Below are 23651 nucleotides of genomic sequence, written 5' to 3'. Positions count from 1 at the left end.
TAATTTTTTTGTGGAGTATTACGATTTTTCCGAATAAAATTCTTAATAGTGTACTTTTATGTGTATTGTAATATTTTAGATATAAATGATAACTTCTCTTTTTATACTTATATGATAACGCTTTTATTTAGGGTTATTAATACCGAAACACAAGTTGTTGACTGTCCAAACTTAAGATTATAATAAAAGGAGGGGGGATGGGGCTAATGGAACATGATGAATTGGATCGCAAGCTGCGTAAATTGACGGCAAGTGAGGAAGCCTATCGAGAACATCCGTATCTGTCCGAGAAATATAACAGCATTAAACAGATTGAATATAACGGTCAAAAAGTGTTTGTGTTTTATTTGGAGGGCGGCAAAATCAAGATTACAAAGCACAGTCGATTTGCTGAGGTTCCTATACATATCCACAATGATATTGAAATGAATTATGTCTATTCGGGGCAGTGTACACAGATCATCAACGATCAGACGGTGACATTAACGGAGGGCCAAATTTGTATTGTAGATGCCGGAGCGCCGCATGCGATTTTGGCGACAGGTGAGAATGATATTATCGTGAACATTTCAATGAGCAGAGAGTATTTCTCCACTTCTTTTCTAAGCCGCTTGTCCAGTCACAGCGTGATTACGGATTTTCTGGTGAATGCGATTTCGGATAATCAGATGCATAACAGATACATTATTTTTCATTCTGAAAACAGCAGAAAGCTCGGTTTGTTTATGCGGGAACTTCTGTGTGAATATTATGATCAATCCCTGTGTTCTGAAGAGATGATCGACTGTTATATGGTCTTGATCTTTTCTGAACTATTGCGCGTATTCCAATTTGATACGAACCAGAAGCATGCCAAATCGTCTTCCCATCCATCCGTCATTGAGATTCTTCACTACCTGGAAGAGAACTTCCAAACGTGTACGCTTGCTTCTACAGCAGAGCACTTTAATTTCCACCCGAACTACCTGAGTGCGCTGCTTAAAAAATCGACCGGACGATCGTTTAAACAATTGATTTTGATCCACCGAATGACGCGTTCCTCGCTCCTTCTTTCCAATACAGATACACCCGTGTATCATATTGCGGCGGACATTGGCTATGATAATTTGAGCTTTTTTTACCGCAAATTCAAAGACTATTTCGGCGTAACTCCGAATGAATATAGAGAGCAGCATAAAGCGTGATATCCCGTAGGCATGACAAAGGCTCCATGGCTGGTTTGAGACGAGCCGTGGAGCCTTTTAGGTTGTGAGCTATGAGGTCAGCCTATGTTTATACGTCCAGGATTCCTTCTTTTGGAGTAACGTTAAAGGCTTTAGCCAGATCCGCCAATTCCTGATCCGTAATCTGCTGCTGGATATCATGCTGTGCAATGAGCATATAAATTTGCGCCGCTTTTTCAATCGTTTCAATCAGGCCAAACGCTTCGTCAATGGAGCTGCCTGTTCCGAAAATGCCGTGATGAGGCCATAATACGGCGTGATGATCCTTCATTTTTTTTGCCGTTTCGCGGCCGATTTCGCTGGAACCCGGTACCATCCAAGGGATTACGCCGATTCCGTCTGGAAAGACAACAATACATTCGGTACACATTTCCCACAGCGTTTTGGTGAATTTGTTTTCGTCCAGACTATGAATGAAGGTCATGGCAATAACATGGGTGGCATGATTATGAATCACAACACGATGGTTAGGATCGACCTTCAAGCGCTCAATGTGGCTCATAAAATGAGACGGCAATTCGCTGGTAGGTACCGCGTCATGCTTGAGGCCCCATAAGACTTCTAATTGCTCGCCATCCTGCGAGACACGAAGGACACCTAAATTGGCTTCCGGATCGGCAAGGACGTTCTTAAAATATTTACCTGATCCAGTGACGATAAAATATTTTCCAGCCAGCTCATTCACTGGAAAAGCAGGCTTAATCGTCCGAATGACTTGATGAATATCAAGATATTTGGCAACCTCTGCTTCATCCAGAATATAACTGACATTCCCACCGTTGCGTTCATCCCAGCCGAATTTCCACATGTTTTGCGTAATTTCCGCCATCTCGCGAACGAATGGAATATCCAGTTCTGATTTCCGTTCTTTTTGATTCTCCAGCACAGTAGTCATGGATGATCTCTCCCTTTGGATGATATACATATAAGCTTATCAATGCAGTAGTTACCGTTTTAGCAGTATGTGCTGTTCATAGTTCTTCACTTCGGTCAGCCATTCCTCACGAACGGGAACGCCGTTTTTAGCGCAATAGTAATCCCATACGGCACCAAACGGATACGATTTAAACTCTTCGACCAGGGCAAGGCGAGTGGTGAAGTCCCGTTCCTCTTCCGCCCGCTTTAATGCTTCAATCGGTTCGAGCATAGCGCGAAGCAGCGCTTTGATCGTGTTGCGTGTTCCGATGACCCATGCAGCCACATGATTGATGCTGCCGTCAAAGAAATCAAGGCCGATATGTGTTCGGGAAAGTAAATCTCCGCGAACCAGCTCACGGGCAATGTCGAGCAATTCGTCGTCCATCGTCACCACATGATCGCTGTCCCAACGGACGGGTCTGCTGACATGGAGCAATAATTGATCGGTGAACATCAGCACGGAAGACAGTTTATTCGAAATGACTTCGGTCGGATGGAAGTGGCCGGAATCGAGACAAATGGATTTACCTCGCGTCAGGGCGTAGCCCATATAGAACTCATGTGAACCGACGACATAGCTTTCCGAACCGATGCCGAACAGTTTGCTTTCAACCGCGTCTATGTTGTATTCTTCACTGATTTTTTCGCTGAAAATCTCGTCCAGAGAATCCCGCAGCCGTTCTCTTGGAGCCAAGCGGTCAATCGGGGTATCCTTGTAACCATCCGGCATCCAGTGGTTGGTAACACATGGCTGACCGAGTTCTTTTCCAAAATGCTCTGCAATCCTGCGCGATTTTTTGCAGTGTGTGATCCAGAAGTTGCGAATTTCCGGGTCCTTGTGGCTCAGTGTGAAGCCGTCTTCCGCTTTGGGGTGGGAGAACAGTGTGGGGTTAAAATCAAGTCCGAGTCCCTGCTGTTTGGCCCAGTCTACCCAGTTCTGAAAATGGCGCGGCTCCAATTGATCCAGATCCACTTGTTCTGTAGTATCCGCATAGATCGCGTGCAGATTGACCTTGTGTTGACCCGGAATGAGCGACAGGGCTTTCTCTAAATCCTGACGCAGCTCATCCGGTGTACCTGCTCTGCCCGGGTAGCTGCCCGTTACAGCGATGCCCCCGCTAAGCTGTTTGTCTTTGAACAGGAAGCCCTGAACATCATCTCCCTGCCAGCAGTGTAATGATATTTTGATTTCTGAAAGCTTCTGTAAAACGTCATCCACCTGAATACCGTGGCGGGCATACAGCTTTTTCGCTTCGTTATAACTGGCTTCAATGGCTTGATTCATGGTTTTACTCCTTTATCGAGATATCTGAATAGAGGATGCTGGTTGCTTCTTGAGACTCTCCCAGCGATCCAGAAGCCCTTCCAGTCCATTCACCGACCTCGGCTGATATAGCTGGGTCGGGAAGGATTGGGCAATGACGCTGCCAGCAGCTTGGAGATCCTCAAGAGCGCCGGTACTGATGAGCTGCACGACAATATTACCGATGGCCGTAGATTCGGAAGGGCCTGCGCTTCCCGTCGTGATGGAACACCCGCAACCGCCGAAGCTGTATCATGCGTAGGCACGAGGATGAATTGGCAGTCTGGAAGATCGTACTTCTGAACAAGCTCCGGCAAAATAGCACCCAGCATCTGGCCTGGCTCAGCAAGCCCCGAAAATTGATTGCGCCGAAGCTGGAGCAGGGACAGCAGGTCCTCATCAAACTCTCGGGTGTTCACATTTAGAAGCTGCATGGTAGATGCGTTTGTCGTTTCATTGACCATGATGCCTGAAAGGCGATAGTACAAATAATCGGGTACCATCAATATTTTATCCGCCTGGGCAAGCTGTTCCCGATCATGAACGTACAGTTGATACAGTGTATTAAAGTTCAGTTCCTGAATGCCTGTTTTCTCATATACGTCTTCCCGGCTGATAAGCTGGTGCAGCTTGTCGGGTGCATGAAGGGTGCGTGCATCCCGGTAAGCGTATATCTCATGAATGCGGTGGCCTTCCTTATTAAGCAGTACATAATCTACAGCCCATGTATCGATGCCGAGCGTACAGGAATGAATCCCTTTTTGTTTCGCTTTTTGCAGTCCCTTAATAATCTCATTCAGCAGATCGTCGACATTCCAGTAATCATGTCCGTCTCTTTCGGTAAAGGAGTTGTTGAACCGATGAAGCTCTTGCAAGTGAAGATGGCCATCTTGCAGGGTTGCGTGCACGAGCCTTCCGCTTGAAGCTCCAATATCAACAGCGAGATAGTTATCCATAACCAATCTCCTTTTATTTCTTAACTAATTCCATACTACTTCCGTTTATCTGTGCAGTCAACACAAACGGAAATATAATTTATGGTTTTATTTTTGTTTTTAAAATTATAAATAAAATATAATGTTGTTTTGTGTGGTTTTACGTGTTTTAACATCTGTTTTCTACAATATATGTACCTTAATCGGAAGGGTACGCTGTTTTGTAATGTTCGAATCGTGGAATGTTCTTCAAGTGCCGCTGTTTGTATGAAAAATAGCCTTGAAACCGCCCGCCAGAGGGTGTAGTATACAAGATATCAATTTCATATGACTCGTATAATATTGGGGATATGGCCCAAAAGTTTCTACCGGACGACCACTGTAATCGTCTGACTATGAGTGATAGCGCATCGGCTTCGGATGAATGCGGGCATTTATTTGTGCGCCAATCCGTCAGGGATTACAACCCCAAGGACAGGCTTCACTTGAGAAACAATTCAAGGGAGCCTGTCCTTTTTTTGGTTTTGGCCGTTTCTATTCTATTTTAAAGTCAGAAGGAGCGATACCCGCATAATGAAAGCTTTAGAGGAACGTATTCGTCAAGAGGGACAGATTTTATCCGACACGGTATTAAAGGTAGATTCATTTTTGAATCATCAGGTGGATACAGCATTGGCGCTGGAGATTGGTAAGGAGTTTGCACGTCTTTTTAGCAGTGCTCCCATTACGAAGGTGCTTACGATTGAAGCAAGCGGTATTCAGTTTGCCATGGCCACTGCTATTGCATTGGGGGTTCCGTTCATTTATGCGAAGAAAAAGAAGGCGATCACGCTGAATGAGCAGGTATACTTCGCTGAAGTTCACTCGTTTACACGGCAGGAAACCTATCGGGTGAGCATTTCCCAAAAATATCTCGATGCCAGCGACCATGTGCTGATCGTGGATGATTTTCTGGCGACCGGCGCAGCATTGGTCGGACTTACGGATATTGTGAAGGAAGCAGGAGCGGAGCTGGCTGGGGTTGGCTGCGTGATTGAAAAGAGCTTTCAGGAAGGCCGTGGACTGTTGGAGCAAAGAGGCATTGCCGTACGCTCTCTTGCACGTATCGCTTCCATGGCACCGGGCGAGGTTCATTTTATAGAAGAAGCTGGTGCGGTGATTCCTTCTGATAAGGAGAATGTGGGATGCTAAGCAAACAAAAGTTATTCGCGCTGGGCTTCCAGCATGTGATGGCAATGTATGCCGGAGCAATTGCCGTACCTCTCATTGTAGGGGGAGCATTGCATCTGACGCCAGCCCAGATGGCCTATCTGGTGGCTGCCGATTTGTTCACTTGCGGGATTGCTACATTATTACAGATTATGGGCACGCGGTTTTTCGGCAGTAGATTGCCTGTCATTTTAGGTTGTACGTTTACGGCAGTAGGACCCATCATCGCGATTGCTTCGACCTCAAATTTAGCGACCGCGTACGGAGCCATCATTTTGTCCGGTATATTCGTGGTGCTCGCGGCACCGCTGTATGGCAAGCTGCTACGCTTTTTCCCGACAGTGGTTACGGGGTCGGTTGTTACGATTATCGGTCTATCCCTCATTCCGGTGGCGATGAATAATGTAGCAGGGGGTCAGGGAAGCGCGGATTTTGGACAGCCGCGTAATTTGTTGCTGGCGTTAGTTACTTTGCTGGTTATTTTGCTTGTGAATCGGTTGGCAAAAGGCTTTTTGCGTTCGATTTCCGTGCTCATTGGTCTGTTTGCGGGTACGGTGGTCGCTTATGCGATGGGAATGGTGCATTTTGCTCCAGTGGCGCAAGCTTCTTGGGTGAGTGTTGCGCAGCCGTTTTATTTTGGTAAGCCTGAGTTTAGCATTATGGCAGTATGTACGATGATTATCGTTAATATTGTCAGCATGGTCGAGTCTACGGGCGTTTATTTGGCAGTAGGCAAGGCGATTGATCAGAAGGTGGAGCAGAAGCAGATCGTCAATGGTCTGCGCTCCGAAGGACTTGCGATTATGCTCGGGGGTATTTTTAATGCGTTTCCTTACACAGCCTTTTCGCAAAATGTAGGTCTGATTTCGCTGACACGCGTCAAATCGCGGAACGTTATTTTTGCTGCGGGTGGTATCATGGTTGTTCTTGGTTTGCTGCCCAAACTGGCTGCCTTGACGACAGTGATTCCTAATGCTGTGCTGGGCGGGGCGATGATCGTTATGTTCGGTTCGGTTGCTGCATCAGGCATGTCTATTTTGTCAGAAGTGGACTTGCGGAAGGAAAGCAATCTGCTGATCGCGGCATGCAGCATTGCGGTGGGCCTCGGCTCTGCCGTGCTGCCCCAAATGTTCGACCAACTACCGAGCTTTGCCAAAATGCTGCTGCAAAACGGCATCGTATCCGGCTCGATTACGGCGATTGTCTTGAACATCGTTTTAACGAAAAAACAAGCCGAATCAGTCAAAGGTGTGACAGTGTCGGAGGTTCCGCAGAAGGTTTGATAATTAGGATTAGATAAAGACAGCCGGAGAGAGGTCGTAAGCCTCTTTTCCGGCTTTTTGGCATAGAGTTATTGATAAAGCCCTCTTCCTGTATGAAGATGGGGATTTGAGATTCTATTAGAAGAATTTGCTAGAGTGGTAGGCGGGATCATGGTATGATTTACCTTATGGATTTTGAATAGTGGTGGATGTTTTCGGACCAAGCGAAAACCCACCGCGTAATTAGGTTAGGCGCCTAACGGTGGGTTTAGCTAAGCATTTAGCGCGCCGTGGTGATCCACAGCCTTTCAAATCCTGAGAGTCTTTGCCGTTGGTAGCGGCGAAGACTCTTTTTAGTATACGGACACGATGGGTATCTCTATACCTAATTTTATCACGTCCATTGCGTGCATGCAACGCAAAGTCATAGCCTTGATTCTCGCCGTATCGTTCAAATTTAAATTATTATGCGACATTTGTTGACAAGCCTGTAACAACAAAATAAGATAGTCCTAAATCGTAATGAAAAAGAATAAAGGAAGAAAACAGGTGTGAGCCGGACTTTCTATCTACAGGGTTTCGTTGAGATCATGTAGATGGTTGTTGAGCGTGTTCACTTAAAAGGGAAGTTCGGTAGATTCCGACACGGACCCGCCACTGTATACAGGCATCAGCAGGGTAACTGCTGTAGCTTTCAGAACAGCCACTGGAACTGTGAAGAACCGGGAAGGCCTGAAAGATACGCCTGGAGTCAGGAGACCTGCCTGTTTTAACATCACTGTCAGACCCACGGGATGCTGGGGAGGTGGTTAGGCGTGCTGCATACGGAATGTCTAAAACCGACCGATCCCCTTTTTTAGAGGGTACTGAGGGTGAGCTTTGGCATTTTATAATGAAAGCATTTCTGACTGCTGATCAAGCGGTCCGGAATGCTTTTTTCGCGTTTTGCGTTAGGTTTATATGATTTTACAAGTTAGAGGGGGATTCATCGAATGATAAGTAATCGTAGTAGGCGTTCATGGTTGATATGTACAGGGGTGATGCTGCTGCTGGCAGTTATGGCTCTTGCGGGATGCTCCACAACCAATAAGACGGCGGACAGCTCAAGCAAGGGCGAGAACATATCCGCACAACAGTCCACAACGGACAAAAAGCTGGTGATGGCGTATACGTGGAAGCCGTCAGGCGTTGACCCGCACGGAGATAATAGCTGGGATGTGATGCGATCCGGTGCAGGTGAGACACTTGTCCGTTTGAATGAAAAGCTGGAGCCTGAGGCTTGGCTGGCCAAGGAATGGAAGCAGGACAGCCCTACAGTTTGGACGTTCAGCTTGCAGGATAAAGTCACTTTTCATGATGGAAAGAGTATGGATGCAGCAAGTGTAAAAGCGTCTTTGCTGCGCTCTATCGAGAAAAGCCATCTGGCGAAGGATTTACTGAATGTGAAGTCCATTGATGTAAGCGGCCCGCTGGCGTTGAAAATTACGACAAACCAGCCGAATGCGGCGCTGGTGTCCAATCTGGCGGATCCATCGACGATTGTGCTGGATGTAGCGTCTATAAAGGATGAGCAGAGCTACCCTGCGATGACAGGTGCTTTTAAAATTAAAGCATTCAACAAGGATCAATCCTTGGTCGTAGAGCGTTATGACGGATATTGGGGCGAGAAGGCCCGGCTGGCTGAAGCAACGATGAAGTTCATTACGGACGGCAATTCGCGCCTGCTGGCGCTGCAATCCGGCGAAGTAGATGTAGCGACCGATATTCCGGTGGATAACGCGGAGGTATTGAAAAAGAACGATAAGCTGCAAGTGCTGTCGGCTCCCTCTTTGCGCACGCATATGATCGTGTATAACATGGAGTCGCCTGTGTTCAAGGATGCCGCGAACCGCAAAGTAGTGGACAGCTTGATACCACGTGCATCCATTGTGAGTGCGATCATGAGAGGCTATGGTACGGAGGCAAGCAGCCCATTCCCGAGCATTCTCCCCTTCGGTAAGGTCGAGCGTAAAGCGCTGGACGGAACGCCCGAGCAGCTATTGACGAAGGAGGGCTGGAAGAAGGATGCCCAAGGCACATGGACCAGGCAAGGCAAGCCGTTCGAAGTTACGTTGCTGACCTTTCCTCAACGTCCAGAGCTTTCGGTGATGGCTGAGGTGATTCAGAGCCAACTGCTGAAGGAGGGCATCCAGGTGAAGATTCGTAAGGTGGAAAATATCGACGAGGCACTGACCAAAAACGATTGGGATTTTGCCATGTACAGCATGCTGACTGCCCATACGGGGGAGCCGCAATATTTTATGGACATGTTTTATTCCTCTAAAAGCCAAGCCAATGTAAGCCGTTATAGTTCCAAACCGCTGGAGAACCTTCTTGGCAGCTTGAAGCTGGCGAAGGATACAGCGCAGCGTAATGCCGTGACACTGCAAGCGCTGGATATCATTAATACGGATTTGCCGCAGTCGTTCATTGTTCATCCGGATAACGTATTTGGGGCGAAAAAAGGGGTAAAGGGCTTCACGCCGCATCCGATTGAGTATTACTACATTACGGCGCAATCCGATATTGCGGAATAGCCGGCTGCATACCCTATGATTCGTTTTATTCTGGAACGTGTGGCGCAACTGGTCATCATTGTGTTCGTTGTATCTACGCTGACGTTTGTACTGATGAGGCTGGCTCCCGGCGACCCTGCTACCATTCTGCTCACCGCGCATAATGTGCCTGCCTCTGAGGAGGCGCTGACGGCGCTGCGTAAGGAGCTGGGCTTGAGCGAGCCGCTCCATATTCAGTATGTGAACTGGCTGCGGGATGTGTTCACAGGGCACTGGGGCACCTCCTATGTATCCAAGGAGTCGGTGCTAACCGAACTGTGGAACAGACTGCCCGCTACCGTGGAGCTGGCCTCGGCGGGCTTTGCCGTCATGACGGTGCTGACTCTTGGGATGGGGCTGGCCGCCTCGGTAAAATCCAGCGGTTGGCTCGATCGTCTGGGAAGGCTGTTTGCACTGCTGGGATCGTCCATTCCCTCTTTTTGGCTTGGCTTTCTGCTGATTTACCTGTTCTCCGTCCGTTTGGGCTGGCTCCCATCCATGGGTCGTGAGGATTGGACTCATTTGGTACTGCCAGCTTTGACTCTTGGGGCAGGCTTGGGAGTAGTGCAAGCCCGTGTGCTGCGTGCCCAAATGCTGGAGCTGGGTGACCGGAATTTTGTGAAGGCGGCGAAGGCCCGAGGCTTTTCCCGCACGCATATTCTGTTTTTTGAGATATTCAAGCATGCGATTTTGCCGATCATTACGCTGTTAGGCACGAATTTGTCATTTATGCTGGCGGGTAATGTCATTGTAGAGACGATTTTTTCATGGCCGGGATTGGGCAAGTATTTTATAGATGCGATCACGCAGCGGGATTATCCGGTGATCCAGGGGTATGTCATTTTTGCTGCATTTTTAATCGTAGGTGTTCAGTGTTTGGTGGATGTGGTCCAAGCGGCTGTAGATCCGAGGTTGCGTTTGCGTTAGGGGAGGAAGTTGAAAATGAAAAACACGCGGCTGTCCTTCAAAGGAAGCTTGCTGACGGGAGGCGTAATGCTGGGCCTGATCGGACTGCTCGGGCTTTTGGCTCCATGGGTTGCTCCTCATGATCCTCTCAATGTCGATCTCCTGAAGCGTCTGGAGCCGCCCAGCCGAGAATATCCTATGGGTACGGACCATTTGGGGCGGGATGTGCTGTCGCGGCTGATTTACGGGATTCGGACAAGCGTACTGATTGCCTGTGCGATTACAGCAGCTACGTTGTGCATCAGTTTGCCGATAGGCTTGTTCATTGGCTATGTGCGCGGGCGTGTGGACCAGTTAGTCATGCGGGTCATTGACGGCGTGCTGGCTTTTCCCGATATTATTTTGACGGTGGCGATTGTGGGTATCCTGGGTCCGGGCTTTGTAAACATGACCTTAGCGATTATTGCGGTACGGTGGGCGGGATATGTTCGGTATATTCGCACCCTTGTTCAAAAAGCCTGTCAGGAGGATTATGTCCGATATGCCCGTTTATCCGGTAATTCACATGTGCGCGTGCTGAGACGTTATGTGTTGCCGCAGGTACTGCCACAGTTGCTTGTGTACGCAGTCTGGGACATTGGACGAGTCGTGCTTATGGTTGCCGGACTTTCCTTTCTTGGACTGGGTGTGCAGCCGCCTAAGCCGGAGTGGGGCGTGATGCTGCATGATGCGACGTCGTATTTTCAGGTGGCACCGCATGTCATGATTTTTCCGGGCTTGGCGATTATGCTGTTTGTGCTCGCGTGCCAGCTTCTCGGAGACCATTTTTCGGAAAAGGGGGCGGCGAAATGAAGGATGGGACAGGGCATATGAAATGGGATATGGCAGGGCGCAAGCCAATGTTGCACGTGGAACATCTGGAGATATGCTGCATAGGCACAGGAACAGCCGTTAGGACGGAAACAGGTGCAAAAGCAGGAGCAGGTACACGTATTGGCGCAGCAACAGGTGTGGGCGCGGGTAGAAAACCGGGCGCGAATGGGAAAATAATGCGGATAAGCGGTAATCAACCGCTGCTCCGGGATGTCAGCTTTACCGTATATCCGGGGGAAATTGTGGCCCTAACCGGACCGAGCGGATGCGGCAAGAGTCTGACCGCGCATGCGATCGCGGGCATGCTGGAGCCGGGGATCGGCGTTACGCGGGGGCATATACACTACAACGGGGAGGATATCGTCCCGTTCGATGAACGGCGCTGGCAAAGGCTGCGCCGCGAGGACATTGCCCTGCTCATTCAACAATCGCTGAGCGGGTTGAATCCAATCCGTACCGTCCGCACACAACTGACGGACACGCTCAGACTGCACGGGCGGCGCTGGATGCCACCCGACCAGAAGGGGCGTGCGGATGCCGCTCCCTCCCTTGCTATGCCGCAGCAAGCCGCCCCACAGGGCGTGTTGCCCCAGGTGCGGCAGGTGCTGAGCTGGATTGCACGGATGGCCGGAGGCCGCGTTACCCAAGCGCAGGAGGCTTATCTGTGCTCTTTATTGAGGAAGGTCGGGTTTGCAGACCCCGAGCATGTTTTGTCCTCGTACCCTTTTGAATTAAGCGGAGGGATGTGTCAAAGGGTACTGCTGGCTGTGATGCTAGGCTCCGGTCCGCGCCTTTTTATTGCCGACGAGCCTACCACGGCGCTGGATGTTATCAACCGGGACAAGGTTCTGGCGTTGTTCCAACAGTTGAGAGAGGACCTCGATCTCACTATTTTGCTAATTTCTCATGATCGTCAGGGTGTAAGCCGTGTGGCGGATCGTGTACTGGAGATGAGCCCGGAAGGAAGGATGCGCGAATGATACTGGAATTAAAGCAAGTGACCAAAGCCTATCCTGTCCGCAGACGGAGAAAGGGTTGGTCCAAGACGCAGGAACCCGAACAGGCTGTGAAGCAGGTGAGTCTGGAGCTGCAACGGGGGGAGTGTCTCGGACTGGTTGGCGAAAGCGGTAGCGGCAAGAGCACGTTGGCAAAATGCATCTTGAGGCTGGAACCTTTAACCTCGGGTGAGATTTGGTTGGATGACCAGCCGATTCACACCGGAAGGATGAAGGATATCCATCTGTACAAACGAATCCAGTTGGTTGCACAAGACTCATCCTCCTCGCTGCATCCCCGTATGACGATCCGAGATATTTTGGAGGAGCCGATCCGCAACTATTTTCCCGAACGAAAAGCGCAAGCGCTGAATATTTGCCAGTCCTTGCTGGAATCGGTGGGGCTGGAGGCTGACAGTTTGGAGAAATACCCATCACAGCTAAGCGGTGGACAAAAGCAGCGGGTATGCATCGCCCGTGCGCTGGCGGTGGAGCCGGAAATCATCTTGTTCGACGAATCCGTCGCCAATCTCGATACGGCAACGCAGGCTTCCGTGCTGGACATGCTCAAGAAAGCACAGGAGGAGCGCCAGCTATCCTATCTTTTTATCACCCATGATCTTCAATCCACCCGTCCGTTTTGTGATCGGATTGCCGTCATGGTTCAGGGGGAGATCGTGGAGTTATTTCAGGAGTGGGATAAAGACCTGTTACAGCATGAATACACGCGTGCTCTGTTTCAAACGTTGGCGGAATGAGCCATACATCTCATATTCTACAAATTTAAAATAAATTAAGAGCATTGCTTGTCGAATGTTGTTGACAAAATAGGATGTGATACCTATTCTAAATATGATTATGATAATCATTATCACGTACATAGAAAAGGGGAATTACATTGATGTCCGTTCGACACCGCAAGACTGCCACCCTTATGTTGGTGACGCTCCTCTTATTATCCGTTATTTTGGGCTGCGCGAAGCAGGAGAACACACCTGCATCCACCTCAACTGACGGAGTTGCCAATGAAAAATCGATCACGCTATCGTGGCCGCGCGACATTGGTACGATGAATCCTCACGTATACAATCCTTCCCAACTTTTTGCACAATCCATGATTTATGAGCCGTTGGTCAGCTACAAGCAAGGAGGCAAGCTGGAGCCTGCTTTGGCTGAATCCTGGACCATTTCCAAGGACGGTAAAATATATACGTTCAAGCTGCGCCAAGGCGTGAAGTTTTCAGATGGAACTCCATTTAATGCGGCTATTGTCAAAAAGAACTTTGACGCTGTTATGAAAAATGAGAAAACGCACAGTTGGCTTGGTGTGGTGGGCGTTCTCGACAAAACCGAAGCCGTAGATGACAGTACCTTCCGAATGACGCTCAAAGAGCCATACTATCCGTTGCTTCAGGACTTGTCTGTCGTTCGCCCGTTCCGTTTTCTGGGTGAAGCCGGGTTCCCGGATGATGGAGATACGTCCAAAGGGATTAAGAAACCTGTAGGTACAGGCCCTTGGATGCTGGATGAATACAAGCAAGATGAATATGCAACCTTTAAGCGTAATCCGAATTATTGGGGTACTGCACCGAAGGTAGATAAAATTATCGTAAAAATCATTCCCGATAGCGAAACACGTGTAATGGCCTTTGAGAAAGGTGATCTGGATCTGATTTACGGTGAGGGCGTCATCAGTCTGGATGCTTTCAAGCAGCTTCGCGACACGAATAATTATGTGACCAAGCTGTCTGAGCCTGTCGGCACAAGAAGCTTGTTGCTCAATTCGTCCAATCCTAAGCTGGCAGACCTTCGGGTACGTCTGGCGCTCCAGCATGGCTTTAACAAGCAGGCGATGGTGGAAGGCGTGACCTCGGGGCTGGAGGAAAAAGCGGATACTGTTTTATCCAAAAACTATCCGTATACAAATGTGGACTTACAGCCTGTTGACTATGATGTGGAAAAATCCAAGGCGTTGCTGGATGAGGCTGGCTGGAAGCTGCCCGCAGACGGTACAGTACGAGAGAAGAACGGACAACAGCTGGATTTTGAGCTGATTTTTGATAAGACCGATCCAGTCCAAAAGGCGATGGCCGAAACCATTCAGGCGGAATGGGGAGAACTGGGCGTCAAGGTGAAACTGACCGGGCTGGAGCTGACAGTTCAAATCAAGCGCCTTAGATCCAACCAGTTTGATCTGTACTTCTGGTATAACTATGGTGCGCCTTATGATCCGCATTCCTTTATTAATGTCATTGCCAAGAAGAGCTTCGGGATTTCCGAGGTACTGAGCGCTCTTCCGATGAAGAAGGAACTGGATCAGCAAGTACACGAAGCACTCTCATCGACAGACGAAACCAAGCGTCAAGAGCTGTATGCTTCGATTCTGAAGACGCTTCAGGAGCAATCTGCCATTGTGCCTATTTCGTATATTAAGAAAACCGCAGTATATCAGAAAAAGATTACAAACTTTGTATTCCCGGCCAATCGGGATGAAAATCCGTTTGAGGGAATTGAAATCGGGAAGTAGTTAAAATCAAAGGGTAACGGTAGTTTACAGGATAGGAGGACAACTCATGATCAGCTATATCGGTAAGCGAATGGTAGCGGTCATTCCTATTGTTCTCTTTGCCACCCTCGTTACCTTTGCACTCATTCATATTTCACCAGTTGATCCGGCCGAGGCCTATTTGACGGCTGCTCATATTTATCCTACTCCGGAAATTCTGGAGCAGAAAAGACATGAATTCGGGCTGGATCAACCTTTGCTGACGCAGTATATGCATACACTTCAAAGAATCAGTCGACTGGACTTTGGTATTTCATATCTGACAAACAAGCCGGTGTGGGATGAGGTTAAGGTTCGGCTGCCCGCCACTCTTGAATTGGCTCTGAGCAGTATGGTGCTATCTATCGTGGTGAGTATCCCGCTGGGCGTGCTGGCGGCGATGCGTAAAAATGGCTGGATCGACATGCTCAGTCGAGGGATTTCATATTTTGGAGCGTCTATTCCCCAATTTTGGCTGGGATATCTGTTGATCTTCTTTTTCTCCGTTCGGCTGGATTGGCTGCCTGTAGAGGGCCGGGGAACGTGGCAGCATCTGGTGCTGCCTACGTTGACCCTGTCGCTGGTTCTGATTGCTCTATATACGCGCCTGCTGCGCTCCAGTGTATTGGAGCAGCTTCAGGAAACGTATGTCCAGTATGCCAGAACTAGAGGAATTCGTGAGCGGGTGATCATGCTCAAGCATGTACTGAAAATTGCCATCGCTCCACTGATTACAAGTATGGGTATGAATCTGGGCAAGCTGCTGACCGGAACGATTATTGTCGAGCAGGTATTTTCATGGCCCGGGTTTGGCCGTTACTTTGTGGAAGCGATATTTAACCGGGATATTCCCGTCATACAATGCTATGTGTTTTTGGCGGCATGCCTGTTCATCGTATGCAATTTGCTCGTTGATCTGGTGCATTTGTATATGGACCCCCGAATTTCATCGAAGGGACGAGCAGAGCAGTGATGATAAGGTTGCGTACAATGTTCAAGGGTCAAAAGGTGATCGTGGTCTGCTCTATAGTGCTAGTGGTTCTTTTTATCATTATGGCGCTGGCTCCGTGGCTGGCTCCCCATGATCCGGTTAAAGTCAATTTACTGCACAAGCTGGAAGGCCCTTCAAAAGAATATTGGCTGGGAACCGATCATTTGGGTCGGGACAATCTGTCCCGGCTGCTGTATGGAGCACGGATTTCGCTTGGCTTTGCGACATTAATTTTCCTGTCCTCGCTTAGCATTGGTGTCGTGATTGGATCAGTTGCAGGTTATTTGGGCGGCTGGATCGATAGTGTGCTGATGCGGTTTTGCGAAGGAATTATGGCGTTTCCGAATCTGGTGCTGGTGCTGGGGATTGTCGGTATTTTTGGGCCGGGCCTCATGCAGGTGCTGCTTGCCTTGATGATGGTGCAGTGGGTGTATTATGCCAGAATGTGCCGCAACATGGTCGTCAGTCTGAAAGAACGGAATTTTATAGCTGCTGCAAGGATTAGCGGGTCCTCCTCAGGGGCCATTATCCGGCGGCATATCATTCCGAATGTGCTGCGGCCGATTGTGGTCATTGGTACGCTGGAGATGGGCTGGGCGATCATGGATATTTCCGCGTTGTCATTCCTCGGTCTGGGCATCCAGCCGCCGACTCCCGAATGGGGAGCGATGATTCATGAGGGAACGGGATACATCCGCAGTCATCCGGAATTAATGATCTATCCGGGCGTCATGATTCTGGTGGTGGTGATGGCCTTCAATCTATTGGGAGAAGCGCTGTCCGACCGATACGGAATTGCCAAACGTCAGTAAAACAGGAGTGAGAACAACGATGGATGACGGGGTGAAGTCGAAGGTGCTGGAGGTCAGCCGCTTGCAGGTGAAGCTCAAAACCGATGCAGGAGCGGTGTCTCTGCTGGAACCGATCCATTTTGAGCTGAAAAAGGGACAGGTTCTGGGTCTTGTCGGCGAAAGTGGAAGCGGCAAAACGGTAACCTGTAACGCGCTGCTCCAGTTGCTGGATCGCCAGACGATGGACGTGGAAGGCAGCGTCCGCCTGAACGGGCGCGAGCTGAACGGCATGGCAGCCGAGGAGATGCGGCGTATTCGCGGCAAGGAAATCGCGTTTATTATGCAAAATCCGATGAGCGCTTTTACGCCAGTGTATACGATCGGAGCTCAGTTTATGGAAACGATCCGTACGCACACCGGATTAACCAAACGACAGGCCCGTGATCTTGCCATAACGGCTTTGGAAAACATGAATCTGCCTGATCCGACCAAGCTGATGAAGCGTTATTCGTTTCAGTTGAGCGGGGGAATGCTGCAACGGGTCATGATCGCCATTTCCATGTGTCTGCGGCCAGCAGTGGTTATTGCGGATGAACCGACGACGGCGCTCGATGTGGTCAATCAGCTACAGGTGCTTAGAGAGTTGGATCGCTTGCGTACGGAATACGACACGTCCATTTTGCTGATTTCGCATGATCTAGGCGTCATTTCCCAATTGGCGAATGAAGTGGCAGTCATGCAGCGGGGACGTATCGTTGAGCAGGCAGAGGTTCATCAGTTGTTCGATCAGCCACAGCATGAATATACGAAAATGCTGCTGCATGCCAGACCCAAGTTGTCCCTTCGGGGCATAAATCAGGTAGGCGGTTAGTCGCCTGTTGGACGGTTACACTTTCAAAAGGGGAGCGAATGCGCATGCTACAAGTGAAGGAAGTAACTCATAGCTATGGAAGGCGCAAATGGCCGGGCCGCTCCGAGCCACGCCCCCCTGTGCTGGCTGACGTGTCGCTTACCATAGAGAGCGGATTTTGCCTGGGGTTGCTTGGAACCAGCGGAGCGGGGAAAAGCACGCTGGGCAAGGTCATTCTGGGGCTGGAGAAGCCGCAGGAGGGTCAGGTGCTGTTCCAGGGGCAGGACATTTATAATGGAAGTCAACAAGTCCGCAGGGGACTGCGACGGGATATGCAGGTCGTATTTCAGGACTGCTATTCGGCTGTAAATCCCCGGATGACCGCCGGGCAGATTATCGGGGAGCCTCTGGACAATTACGAACGGCTATCGGTGCAGGAGCAAAAGAGAACGGTTGAAAACCTGCTGGAACGGGTCGGTCTCAAGCCGGAGGATCGGAATAAATATCCGCATCAATTCAGCGGCGGACAATTACAGCGGATCAACATTGCACGGGCGATTGCGCTCAAACCGAAGCTCATCGTTCTGGATGAGTCCGTCAGCAGCCTGGATATGGTTCACCAGATGCACATTTTATCCCTGCTGGGAGAGCTGAAATCTTCGTTTGGATTGTCGTATCTGTTCATCACGCATGATATTCGGGCGGCTTATGCTGTCTGTGATGGGATTGCTGTGATGGAGCAGGGAAGATTGATCGAGCGCTGTGATGAGAAGGACCGGATTTTTGAATCGGCGCATCCGGCTGTGCAACGGCTGATCTCGTCCATTTTGCCGGAACATCCAGCAGACCGTCTTCCGCTTCATGGATGACTGAGGACCCGCAAGGGTCCTTTTTTTGTGCAACATATGGATAAGTAATTGAAATTAAATTTATCTGTTGTATTATTGGAATAACCCGATATAATATAAAATCATACTAAATTACTTGGATTAAGAAGGGATATCACATATGAAGAAATCTGCTTTTGTTGCAGTGATTGGCCTATCTCTCCTGCTATTGACGGGAGCCTTGAGCGGGTGTTCCTCGAAGGAAACAGCATCGGGGGATAAGGTTATTTATGTGGGCACACAAAATGACTACCCGCCGTTCGCTTTTACGAATGATAAAAATGAGCTGACCGGGTACGATGTGGAAGTGGTCAAGGAGATTGACAAGAAGCTGGACGGCTATAAGTTTGAGTTTGTACCTTCCGGCTGGGACGGAATTTTTCTGGCGCTGGAATCGAACAAAACTCAGGTCGTAGCGGATGAAGTCGCCAAAAATCCTGAGCGTGAGCAAAAATATTTGTTCTCGGATGAATCCTACTTTCAGGCGCAATCCGTCATTGTTGTGAAAAAAGGCAGAACGGATATCCACTCTCTCAAGGATTTGGAAGGCAAGAAGGTAGCTGCTTCCGTAGGGGATTCCTACACTCAATTACTGGAACAGTACAATGCAAAGAACGGCAATAAAATTATTTTGAAATACAATGACACAGGCACTTCATCCGACAACCTTCAGGACGTGCAAAATGGCCGGGTGGATGCTTATGTGAATGATCCAGTCATGACGGCTGCTACGATCAAGAAGGAAGGCTTGCAGGTCGAAGCGGCAGGTGATCCTGTGCAAACGGATGATATCAATCTGGTGTTCAAGAAGGATAAGCAGGGCGAGGAGCTGAAAGCGAAAATTGACCCGATTATTAAAGAACTGAAAGCGGACGGAACGTTGAAAAAACTGTCCAAACAATGGACAGGCGGGGAATATATCCCTCAGTAACAACAATGCAAAGGGTAAAGTGGGGTTCATATGGAAAAGCTGTTTGATTTGGATTATATGCTAAAAAGCCTTCCCCGGATCGTGGAGTATCTACCCGTTACGCTATGGATTGCATTTTTGTCCATGCTGCTGGGTACGATTATCGGGTTGGCAACGGCGTTAATTCGGATATACAAGGTGCCTGTATTGGCACAACTGTCTACGCTGTATGTTTCGTACATCCGGGGAACACCGCTCATTGTGCAGTTATTTCTCGTATATTATGGAATACCCAAGTTTTTATATTATTTTCAGAGCGAATACGGTTTCTTGCAGCAATTAAATATCTACGTGATTCCGCCCGAGATTTTCGCGCTGTTGTCATTTTCGCTGAATCTCGGGGGTTATCTGTCGGAGACGTTCCGAGCGGCGATTAATTCGGTGGATCGGGGGCAATTTGAGGCGGCCAATTCCATCGGTATGAGCCAAACACAGATTATGCTTAAAATTGTGCTGCCACAGGCATTGACGGCGGCTTTGCCCAATTTGGGGAACACGCTGATTAGTACGGTGAAGGACACGTCTTTTATCTTTATGATTGGTGTTGTCGATATGATGGGACAGGCCAAAATTATGGGCGCACGTGCGCTGGCCTTTTTTGAGGTATACGTTGCGGTGTCCCTGATCTACTGGCTGGTGTGCATCATTATTGAGCGTGGGCTTGTCGTGCTGGAGAGACGTATTCGAATTTACGAAAGAAGTGAGTAAGGGCATGATTCAACTTCATCAAATTCATAAGCATTTTGGACAGCATCATGTGCTGAAGGGTATAGATCTGACCGTAGGCAAGGGAGAAGTCGTGGTTATTCTAGGGCCAAGCGGATCGGGCAAGTCTACGCTGCTGCGCAGCATCAATTTCTTGGAGCAGCCGACCAGTGGTGTCATTGAGATCGACGGTGTGAAGGTGGATGCCGCCAAGGCGGGGAAAAAGGACATTCTCGGACTGCGTACGGCAACGGCGATGGTATTCCAGCAATATCAGTTGTTTAAAAACCTGAATGCCCTCCACAATGTCATGATCGGCCTGACCAGTGTCAAAAAGCTGGACCGCAAGCAGGCGAGGGAGATCAGTGAAGGCATTTTGGAAAAGGTCGGGTTGAAGGATCGCATGACCTACTACCCTGCCCAGCTTTCGGGTGGACAGCAGCAACGTGTTGCGATTGCCCGCGCCTTGGCGCTGAATCCGCAGGTGCTGCTGTTCGACGAACCGACGTCCTCACTCGACCCCGAGCTGGTGGATGAAGTGCTGTCGGTCATTCAAAAGGTAGCGAGTGAAGGCAATACGATGATTATCGTCACGCATGAGCTTGGCTTTGCGAGGGATGTCGCGGATCGGGTCGTGCTGATGGAGCATGGCGTGATCGTGGAGCAAGGCCCGGTGGAGCAGTTTTTCACCAATCCGAAGGAAGAACGGACACGACAGTTTCTGGGCAAAGCGTTGGTACAGAGAGCGCCACAGGAGCAACTGGTATCTCTGTAAAATACGTGGAACGGGGTACAACAAGGTTCGCCTCCATATGCAGTACCAGTGAAGACACCTTAAATGGTGTCTTTTTTCATTTCAGTGGCTGTTTTGGGCTATACACATGGCGGCTAGAAAGCTTGCTATGATACGATTTCTGGGGCTTACGGTTAATGAATACAGTGAGTTTCACTGAAGCTATGAGAAGATGGGCAAGTTTGGCCGTCACGTAACCAGTGTTAAATATACCCGCCTTCCATATCTCCTCATCCGTACTTCGATTCGTTAAAACTACTTCTCTAAAACCTCCAAAGCTTCTTAGTTTTCTTTTACTAAACTGCTCACTTATGCCTAATATGTTCCAACACGGCAAGCTGATTCAAGCTGAGCGGGTTTACTCACCTTTCTAAGGCTCAAAACCCTTGAAAAATGATATAATAATAACGAATGGAGCTGATAACGATGGATTTACTTGATCCTCGTGTAGATTTTGTATTCAAACGGATATTTGGCAGCGAGAACAATAAGGATGTGCTACTGGCGTTTCTTAACCGTATTTTCACCGAAGCTGGCGAGCCGCCGCTGACTGAGATCATCCTGATGAATCCCTATACGGATAAAGATGATCCGCTCGACAAACAGTCCATCTTTGATGTTTACGCCAAGACCTCCGAAGGTAAACTGATTGATATAGAAATGCAGCTTTTTAATAAGTATGATATTGAGAAACGAACGCTGTTTTATTGGTCCAAACGATATGCGAGTCAACTCAGCGAGGGCGATAAGTACCGAGAACTGAAGAAATACGTGACGATCAACATTTTAAACTATTCGTTCTTGAAGAGTGAGCAATATCATAACATATTTCATTTGCGGGAAGACCGGACAGGGATATCCTTGATTGATGACATTGAGGTTCATTTCTTGGAATTACCTAAGCTGGATGAGCACAGCGTTCCGTCTGAAGGCGGATTGATCAATTGGCTGTTGTTTCTAAAAAGTGCCGATACATCATATTGGGAGGTGCTGAAGATGAATGAGCCAGGTTTGGAGAAGGCGATGGACACCCTGCAATATTTGAGTCAGGATTCGGATGCCAGACGATTGTATGAGGCCAGACAGAAGTATCTGCATGATGAGGCTTCTATGCTGGAAAGTGCAGAAATGGAAGGTGTTAAGAAAGTGGCCAAGAATATGCTCGAAATGAATCTGGATATAACGACCATTGTGAAGGCCACTGGATTAACGGAACAGGAAATCAAAGGCTTGAGCAAGAATAGTTAAGGGTATTTCTATATCGAATTAAAAGACATACTGAATGTAATGTCAAGGAATTAAAAAGAAGAGACTCGAAACTACACTGGTACCCATAGACTGGACACTTAGAAAAAAGGTGTGTGGGCTGTGGGTACCTTTTTGTATACGGTACGTTCAAGCCGGATAACACGATCACCCGGTAGGAAATGGTTGTTCTTTTATCCCGCACTTGAACCTTAACAACGTATCGAAGGACACCACCAAAGGCAATTTCGATGACCTGAAGGGTTCTTATGCAGCAAACGAGATCAAAGCTGAAGCACAAGCAGGTATCATCAGCGGCAGGACGGATGGAAAATTTGATGCCAAGAGCAACTCCACACGTGCAGAAGCTCTGCAACTCATCCTGAATGCGCTGAATCTCAACCCGCAATTGAAGACGCTGTTGGATTCACATAACTAATACCGTTTCTACGAATAGAAGGGACAAGTGTATTTTGCACTTGGCTCTTTTGTTTTTTATCGAAAAGATTAGTCAAAATACAGCCCTATAATCTATCTCCCCTTTTCGGATCAAAAGTAGCTTATCACACTTATTCATGATAAATTCTAAGAACAATAAAGTGAAGATGTAATCGGGAAGGAACATGGGCATGAAAAAGGTTCTATTCATTAATACCGGAGGGACGATCTCTTCCTCCTATCAGGAAAATGGCCTGACGCCGACCCAATCGGCTGAAAATATTTTGGCGGAAATTCCGGAGTTGAAGGAAATTTGTGAAATTGATGCCCATAATCTGATGAGCATTGATAGCACGAATACACAACCGGAGGACTGGGCTTCCATCGCCCGAATGGTACATCGTTCTCTCGATCAGTACGATGGCATCGTCATTGCCCATGGCACGGATACGATGGCTTATACGGCTTCGGCTTTGAGCTTCATGTTGGGAACTGTAGACAAGCCTGTCGTGGTGACGGGGTCACAGGTGTCCATTCTGGCCGAGCACAGCGATTCCAAAAAAAATGTAATCGACTCGTTTTTGACCGCCTGTGGCGAGGTAGCGGGGGTATTTGTCGTATTTAACGGCAAAATCATCAACGGCAGCCGCAGCTCCAAAATCAGAACGCGCAGCTATAACGCTTTTGAGAGTATTAACTATCCGTACATCGGCCTCGTGGAAGACGGAAAGGTGGTCTATACAGAGGGCGTATTTGCGAATCGCGGTACAGTTCGCCATCCGTACAATGACGGGTATGCTTCAGAAGTATTTTTGCTCAAGCTGATTCCGGGGACGAATCCGGCTATTTTTGATGCCATTCAGGGCTTGGGCTATAAAGGGATTGTGATTGAGGGCTTTGGCATGGGTGGCGTGCCCTTCAAGGAAAGAAGCCTGATCAGCAAAATTGAAGAATTAATGAAGGATGGCATGAGTATCGTCGTGACCACCCAATGTCCTTATGAGGGCGGCGATCTGACGATTTACGAGGTGGGGCAGAAGGTGCTGGAAAAGGGTGTTATTCCGGGTTATGACATGACGACGGAGGCACTTGTAACTAAAATGATGTGGGCGTTAGGCCAGACCACTGACCCTGCCGGGGTAGCAAAAATTATGGCTACAAACTATGCGGACGAGGTTTCCTTACCTACGGATACAGCCTCCCTGTAGGGAAGGGAGG

At 48.7% G+C, this 23651-nt stretch carries 22 protein-coding genes and 2 riboswitches; of the genes, 19 read left to right on the top strand and 3 right to left on the bottom strand.

Features of this window, described 5'->3' with window-relative positions:
* The first annotated feature begins 206 nt into the window (after positions 1-206).
* The gene (locus tag AC0WRU_RS24230) at positions 207-1184 is read left to right on the top strand and encodes an AraC family transcriptional regulator (protein WP_476126629.1); all 978 of its coding nucleotides are present in this window, start codon (positions 207-209) and stop codon (positions 1182-1184) included.
* An 88-nt stretch (positions 1185-1272) separates the two neighbouring features.
* Here AC0WRU_RS24230 and rhaD read toward each other — a convergent pair whose 3' ends face one another.
* From rhaD to AC0WRU_RS24215, 3 genes are all read right to left on the bottom strand, one after another.
* Entirely contained in the window at positions 1273-2118 is an 846-nt protein-coding gene (rhaD, locus tag AC0WRU_RS24225) for a rhamnulose-1-phosphate aldolase (RefSeq protein ID WP_476126628.1), read from the bottom strand.
* A gap of 51 nt (positions 2119-2169) precedes the next feature.
* Complete coding sequence (gene rhaA / locus AC0WRU_RS24220) at positions 2170-3426, bottom strand: L-rhamnose isomerase (protein WP_476126627.1); 1257 nt, start codon at positions 3424-3426, stop codon at positions 2170-2172.
* A gap of 89 nt (positions 3427-3515) precedes the next feature.
* Positions 3516-4400, bottom strand: coding sequence for an FGGY family carbohydrate kinase (locus tag AC0WRU_RS24215; protein ID WP_476126626.1), 885 nt, complete (start codon positions 4398-4400; stop codon positions 3516-3518).
* Positions 4401-4691: 291 nt separating this feature from the next.
* Positions 4692-4795: riboswitch (purine riboswitch) on the top strand.
* 157 nt (positions 4796-4952) lie between these two features.
* Here AC0WRU_RS24215 and AC0WRU_RS24210 point away from each other — a divergent pair.
* The 18 genes from AC0WRU_RS24210 (at position 4953) to AC0WRU_RS24125 (ending at position 23641) form a co-directional block, all read left to right on the top strand.
* Positions 4953-5570, top strand: coding sequence for a xanthine phosphoribosyltransferase (locus tag AC0WRU_RS24210; RefSeq protein ID WP_476126625.1), 618 nt, complete (start codon positions 4953-4955; stop codon positions 5568-5570).
* Positions 5564-6871 (top strand): nucleobase:cation symporter-2 family protein, encoded by a 1308-nt coding sequence (locus AC0WRU_RS24205; protein WP_025686240.1) that lies wholly within the window; start codon positions 5564-5566, stop codon positions 6869-6871. Before AC0WRU_RS24210 ends, AC0WRU_RS24205 begins: the two co-directional genes overlap by 7 nt.
* Before the next feature lie 559 nt (positions 6872-7430).
* A riboswitch (cobalamin riboswitch) is annotated at positions 7431-7632 on the top strand.
* Positions 7633-7842: 210 nt separating this feature from the next.
* Positions 7843-9426, top strand: a complete 1584-nt coding sequence (locus tag AC0WRU_RS24200; protein WP_476126624.1) for an ABC transporter substrate-binding protein — start codon at positions 7843-7845, stop codon at positions 9424-9426.
* 15 nt (positions 9427-9441) lie between these two features.
* Positions 9442-10371, top strand: coding sequence for a nickel ABC transporter permease (gene nikB, locus AC0WRU_RS24195; protein ID WP_476126623.1), 930 nt, complete (start codon positions 9442-9444; stop codon positions 10369-10371).
* A 15-nt stretch (positions 10372-10386) separates the two neighbouring features.
* The gene (nikC, locus tag AC0WRU_RS24190) at positions 10387-11202 is read left to right on the top strand and encodes a nickel transporter permease (protein ID WP_476126622.1); all 816 of its coding nucleotides are present in this window, start codon (positions 10387-10389) and stop codon (positions 11200-11202) included.
* Positions 11199-12203 carry an ATP-binding cassette domain-containing protein gene (locus AC0WRU_RS24185; protein ID WP_476126621.1) on the top strand — a complete coding sequence of 335 codons (1005 nt, stop codon included), beginning with the start codon at positions 11199-11201 and terminating at the stop codon, positions 12201-12203. The genes nikC (AC0WRU_RS24190) and AC0WRU_RS24185 overlap by 4 nt, the downstream gene beginning before the upstream one ends.
* Positions 12200-12976 carry an ABC transporter ATP-binding protein gene (locus tag AC0WRU_RS24180; protein ID WP_476126620.1) on the top strand — a complete coding sequence of 259 codons (777 nt, stop codon included), beginning with the start codon at positions 12200-12202 and terminating at the stop codon, positions 12974-12976. The genes AC0WRU_RS24185 and AC0WRU_RS24180 overlap by 4 nt, the downstream gene beginning before the upstream one ends.
* Positions 12977-13119: 143 nt before the next feature.
* The gene (nikA, locus tag AC0WRU_RS24175; RefSeq protein ID WP_476126619.1) at positions 13120-14745 is read left to right on the top strand and encodes a nickel ABC transporter substrate-binding protein; all 1626 of its coding nucleotides are present in this window, start codon (positions 13120-13122) and stop codon (positions 14743-14745) included.
* 46 nt (positions 14746-14791) lie between these two features.
* Positions 14792-15736, top strand: a complete 945-nt coding sequence (nikB, locus tag AC0WRU_RS24170) for a nickel ABC transporter permease subunit NikB (protein ID WP_476126618.1) — start codon at positions 14792-14794, stop codon at positions 15734-15736.
* Positions 15736-16566 carry a nickel ABC transporter permease subunit NikC gene (nikC, locus tag AC0WRU_RS24165; protein WP_476128708.1) on the top strand — a complete coding sequence of 277 codons (831 nt, stop codon included), beginning with the start codon at positions 15736-15738 and terminating at the stop codon, positions 16564-16566. Before nikB (AC0WRU_RS24170) ends, nikC (AC0WRU_RS24165) begins: the two co-directional genes overlap by 1 nt.
* A gap of 19 nt (positions 16567-16585) precedes the next feature.
* Positions 16586-17416 (top strand): ABC transporter ATP-binding protein, encoded by an 831-nt coding sequence (locus AC0WRU_RS24160; protein ID WP_476126617.1) that lies wholly within the window; start codon positions 16586-16588, stop codon positions 17414-17416.
* Positions 17417-17454: 38 nt separating this feature from the next.
* On the top strand, positions 17455-18264 hold the full coding sequence (nikE, locus tag AC0WRU_RS24155) for a nickel import ATP-binding protein NikE (RefSeq protein ID WP_476126615.1): 810 nt from the start codon (positions 17455-17457) through the stop codon (positions 18262-18264).
* A 139-nt stretch (positions 18265-18403) separates the two neighbouring features.
* Complete coding sequence (locus tag AC0WRU_RS24150) at positions 18404-19213, top strand: transporter substrate-binding domain-containing protein (RefSeq protein WP_476126614.1); 810 nt, start codon at positions 18404-18406, stop codon at positions 19211-19213.
* A gap of 30 nt (positions 19214-19243) precedes the next feature.
* Entirely contained in the window at positions 19244-19960 is a 717-nt protein-coding gene (locus AC0WRU_RS24145; protein ID WP_476126613.1) for an amino acid ABC transporter permease, read from the top strand.
* Positions 19961-19964: 4 nt separating this feature from the next.
* Positions 19965-20732, top strand: a complete 768-nt coding sequence (locus tag AC0WRU_RS24140; RefSeq protein ID WP_025686253.1) for an amino acid ABC transporter ATP-binding protein — start codon at positions 19965-19967, stop codon at positions 20730-20732.
* 429 nt (positions 20733-21161) lie between these two features.
* A complete protein-coding gene (locus tag AC0WRU_RS24135; RefSeq protein WP_476126612.1) occupies positions 21162-21998 on the top strand; it encodes an Rpn family recombination-promoting nuclease/putative transposase in 837 nt (278 codons plus the stop codon).
* Between the two features lie 202 nt (positions 21999-22200).
* Positions 22201-22434, top strand: a complete 234-nt coding sequence (locus AC0WRU_RS24130; RefSeq protein ID WP_025686255.1) for an S-layer homology domain-containing protein — start codon at positions 22201-22203, stop codon at positions 22432-22434.
* Positions 22435-22624: 190 nt separating this feature from the next.
* The gene (locus AC0WRU_RS24125; protein WP_476126611.1) at positions 22625-23641 is read left to right on the top strand and encodes an asparaginase; all 1017 of its coding nucleotides are present in this window, start codon (positions 22625-22627) and stop codon (positions 23639-23641) included.
* Positions 23642-23651 lie beyond the last annotated feature (10 nt).

It is taken from the genome of Paenibacillus sp. 1-8 (assembly GCF_056316205.1).
This window is presented reverse-complemented; position numbering and strand designations above follow the sequence as displayed.

Bases quoted from the DNA above. Each gene is read 5' to 3' on its own strand.
- AC0WRU_RS24185 (WP_476126621.1), top strand. From the start codon at position 11,199: ATGAAGGATGGGACAGGGCATATGAAATGGGATATGGCAGGGCGCAAG.
- AC0WRU_RS24200 (WP_476126624.1), top strand. From the start codon at position 7,843: ATGATAAGTAATCGTAGTAGGCGTTCATGGTTGATATGTACAGGGGTG.
- nikE (WP_476126615.1), top strand. From the start codon at position 17,455: ATGCGCATGCTACAAGTGAAGGAAGTAACTCATAGCTATGGAAGGCGC.
- AC0WRU_RS24160 (WP_476126617.1), top strand. From the start codon at position 16,586: ATGGATGACGGGGTGAAGTCGAAGGTGCTGGAGGTCAGCCGCTTGCAG.
- AC0WRU_RS24125 (WP_476126611.1), top strand. From the start codon at position 22,625: ATGAAAAAGGTTCTATTCATTAATACCGGAGGGACGATCTCTTCCTCC.
- rhaD (WP_476126628.1), bottom strand. From the start codon at position 2,118: ATGACTACTGTGCTGGAGAATCAAAAAGAACGGAAATCAGAACTGGAT.
- AC0WRU_RS24150 (WP_476126614.1), top strand. From the start codon at position 18,404: ATGAAGAAATCTGCTTTTGTTGCAGTGATTGGCCTATCTCTCCTGCTA.
- nikB (WP_476126618.1), top strand. From the start codon at position 14,792: ATGATCAGCTATATCGGTAAGCGAATGGTAGCGGTCATTCCTATTGTT.
- nikC (WP_476128708.1), top strand. From the start codon at position 15,736: ATGATAAGGTTGCGTACAATGTTCAAGGGTCAAAAGGTGATCGTGGTC.
- AC0WRU_RS24215 (WP_476126626.1), bottom strand. From the start codon at position 4,400: ATGGATAACTATCTCGCTGTTGATATTGGAGCTTCAAGCGGAAGGCTC.
- nikA (WP_476126619.1), top strand. From the start codon at position 13,120: ATGTCCGTTCGACACCGCAAGACTGCCACCCTTATGTTGGTGACGCTC.
- rhaA (WP_476126627.1), bottom strand. From the start codon at position 3,426: ATGAATCAAGCCATTGAAGCCAGTTATAACGAAGCGAAAAAGCTGTAT.
- AC0WRU_RS24210 (WP_476126625.1), top strand. From the start codon at position 4,953: ATGAAAGCTTTAGAGGAACGTATTCGTCAAGAGGGACAGATTTTATCC.
- AC0WRU_RS24145 (WP_476126613.1), top strand. From the start codon at position 19,244: ATGGAAAAGCTGTTTGATTTGGATTATATGCTAAAAAGCCTTCCCCGG.
- AC0WRU_RS24140 (WP_025686253.1), top strand. From the start codon at position 19,965: ATGATTCAACTTCATCAAATTCATAAGCATTTTGGACAGCATCATGTG.
- nikC (WP_476126622.1), top strand. From the start codon at position 10,387: ATGAAAAACACGCGGCTGTCCTTCAAAGGAAGCTTGCTGACGGGAGGC.
- AC0WRU_RS24230 (WP_476126629.1), top strand. From the start codon at position 207: ATGGAACATGATGAATTGGATCGCAAGCTGCGTAAATTGACGGCAAGT.
- AC0WRU_RS24135 (WP_476126612.1), top strand. From the start codon at position 21,162: ATGGAGCTGATAACGATGGATTTACTTGATCCTCGTGTAGATTTTGTA.
- AC0WRU_RS24180 (WP_476126620.1), top strand. From the start codon at position 12,200: ATGATACTGGAATTAAAGCAAGTGACCAAAGCCTATCCTGTCCGCAGA.
- AC0WRU_RS24205 (WP_025686240.1), top strand. From the start codon at position 5,564: ATGCTAAGCAAACAAAAGTTATTCGCGCTGGGCTTCCAGCATGTGATG.
- nikB (WP_476126623.1), top strand. From the start codon at position 9,442: ATGATTCGTTTTATTCTGGAACGTGTGGCGCAACTGGTCATCATTGTG.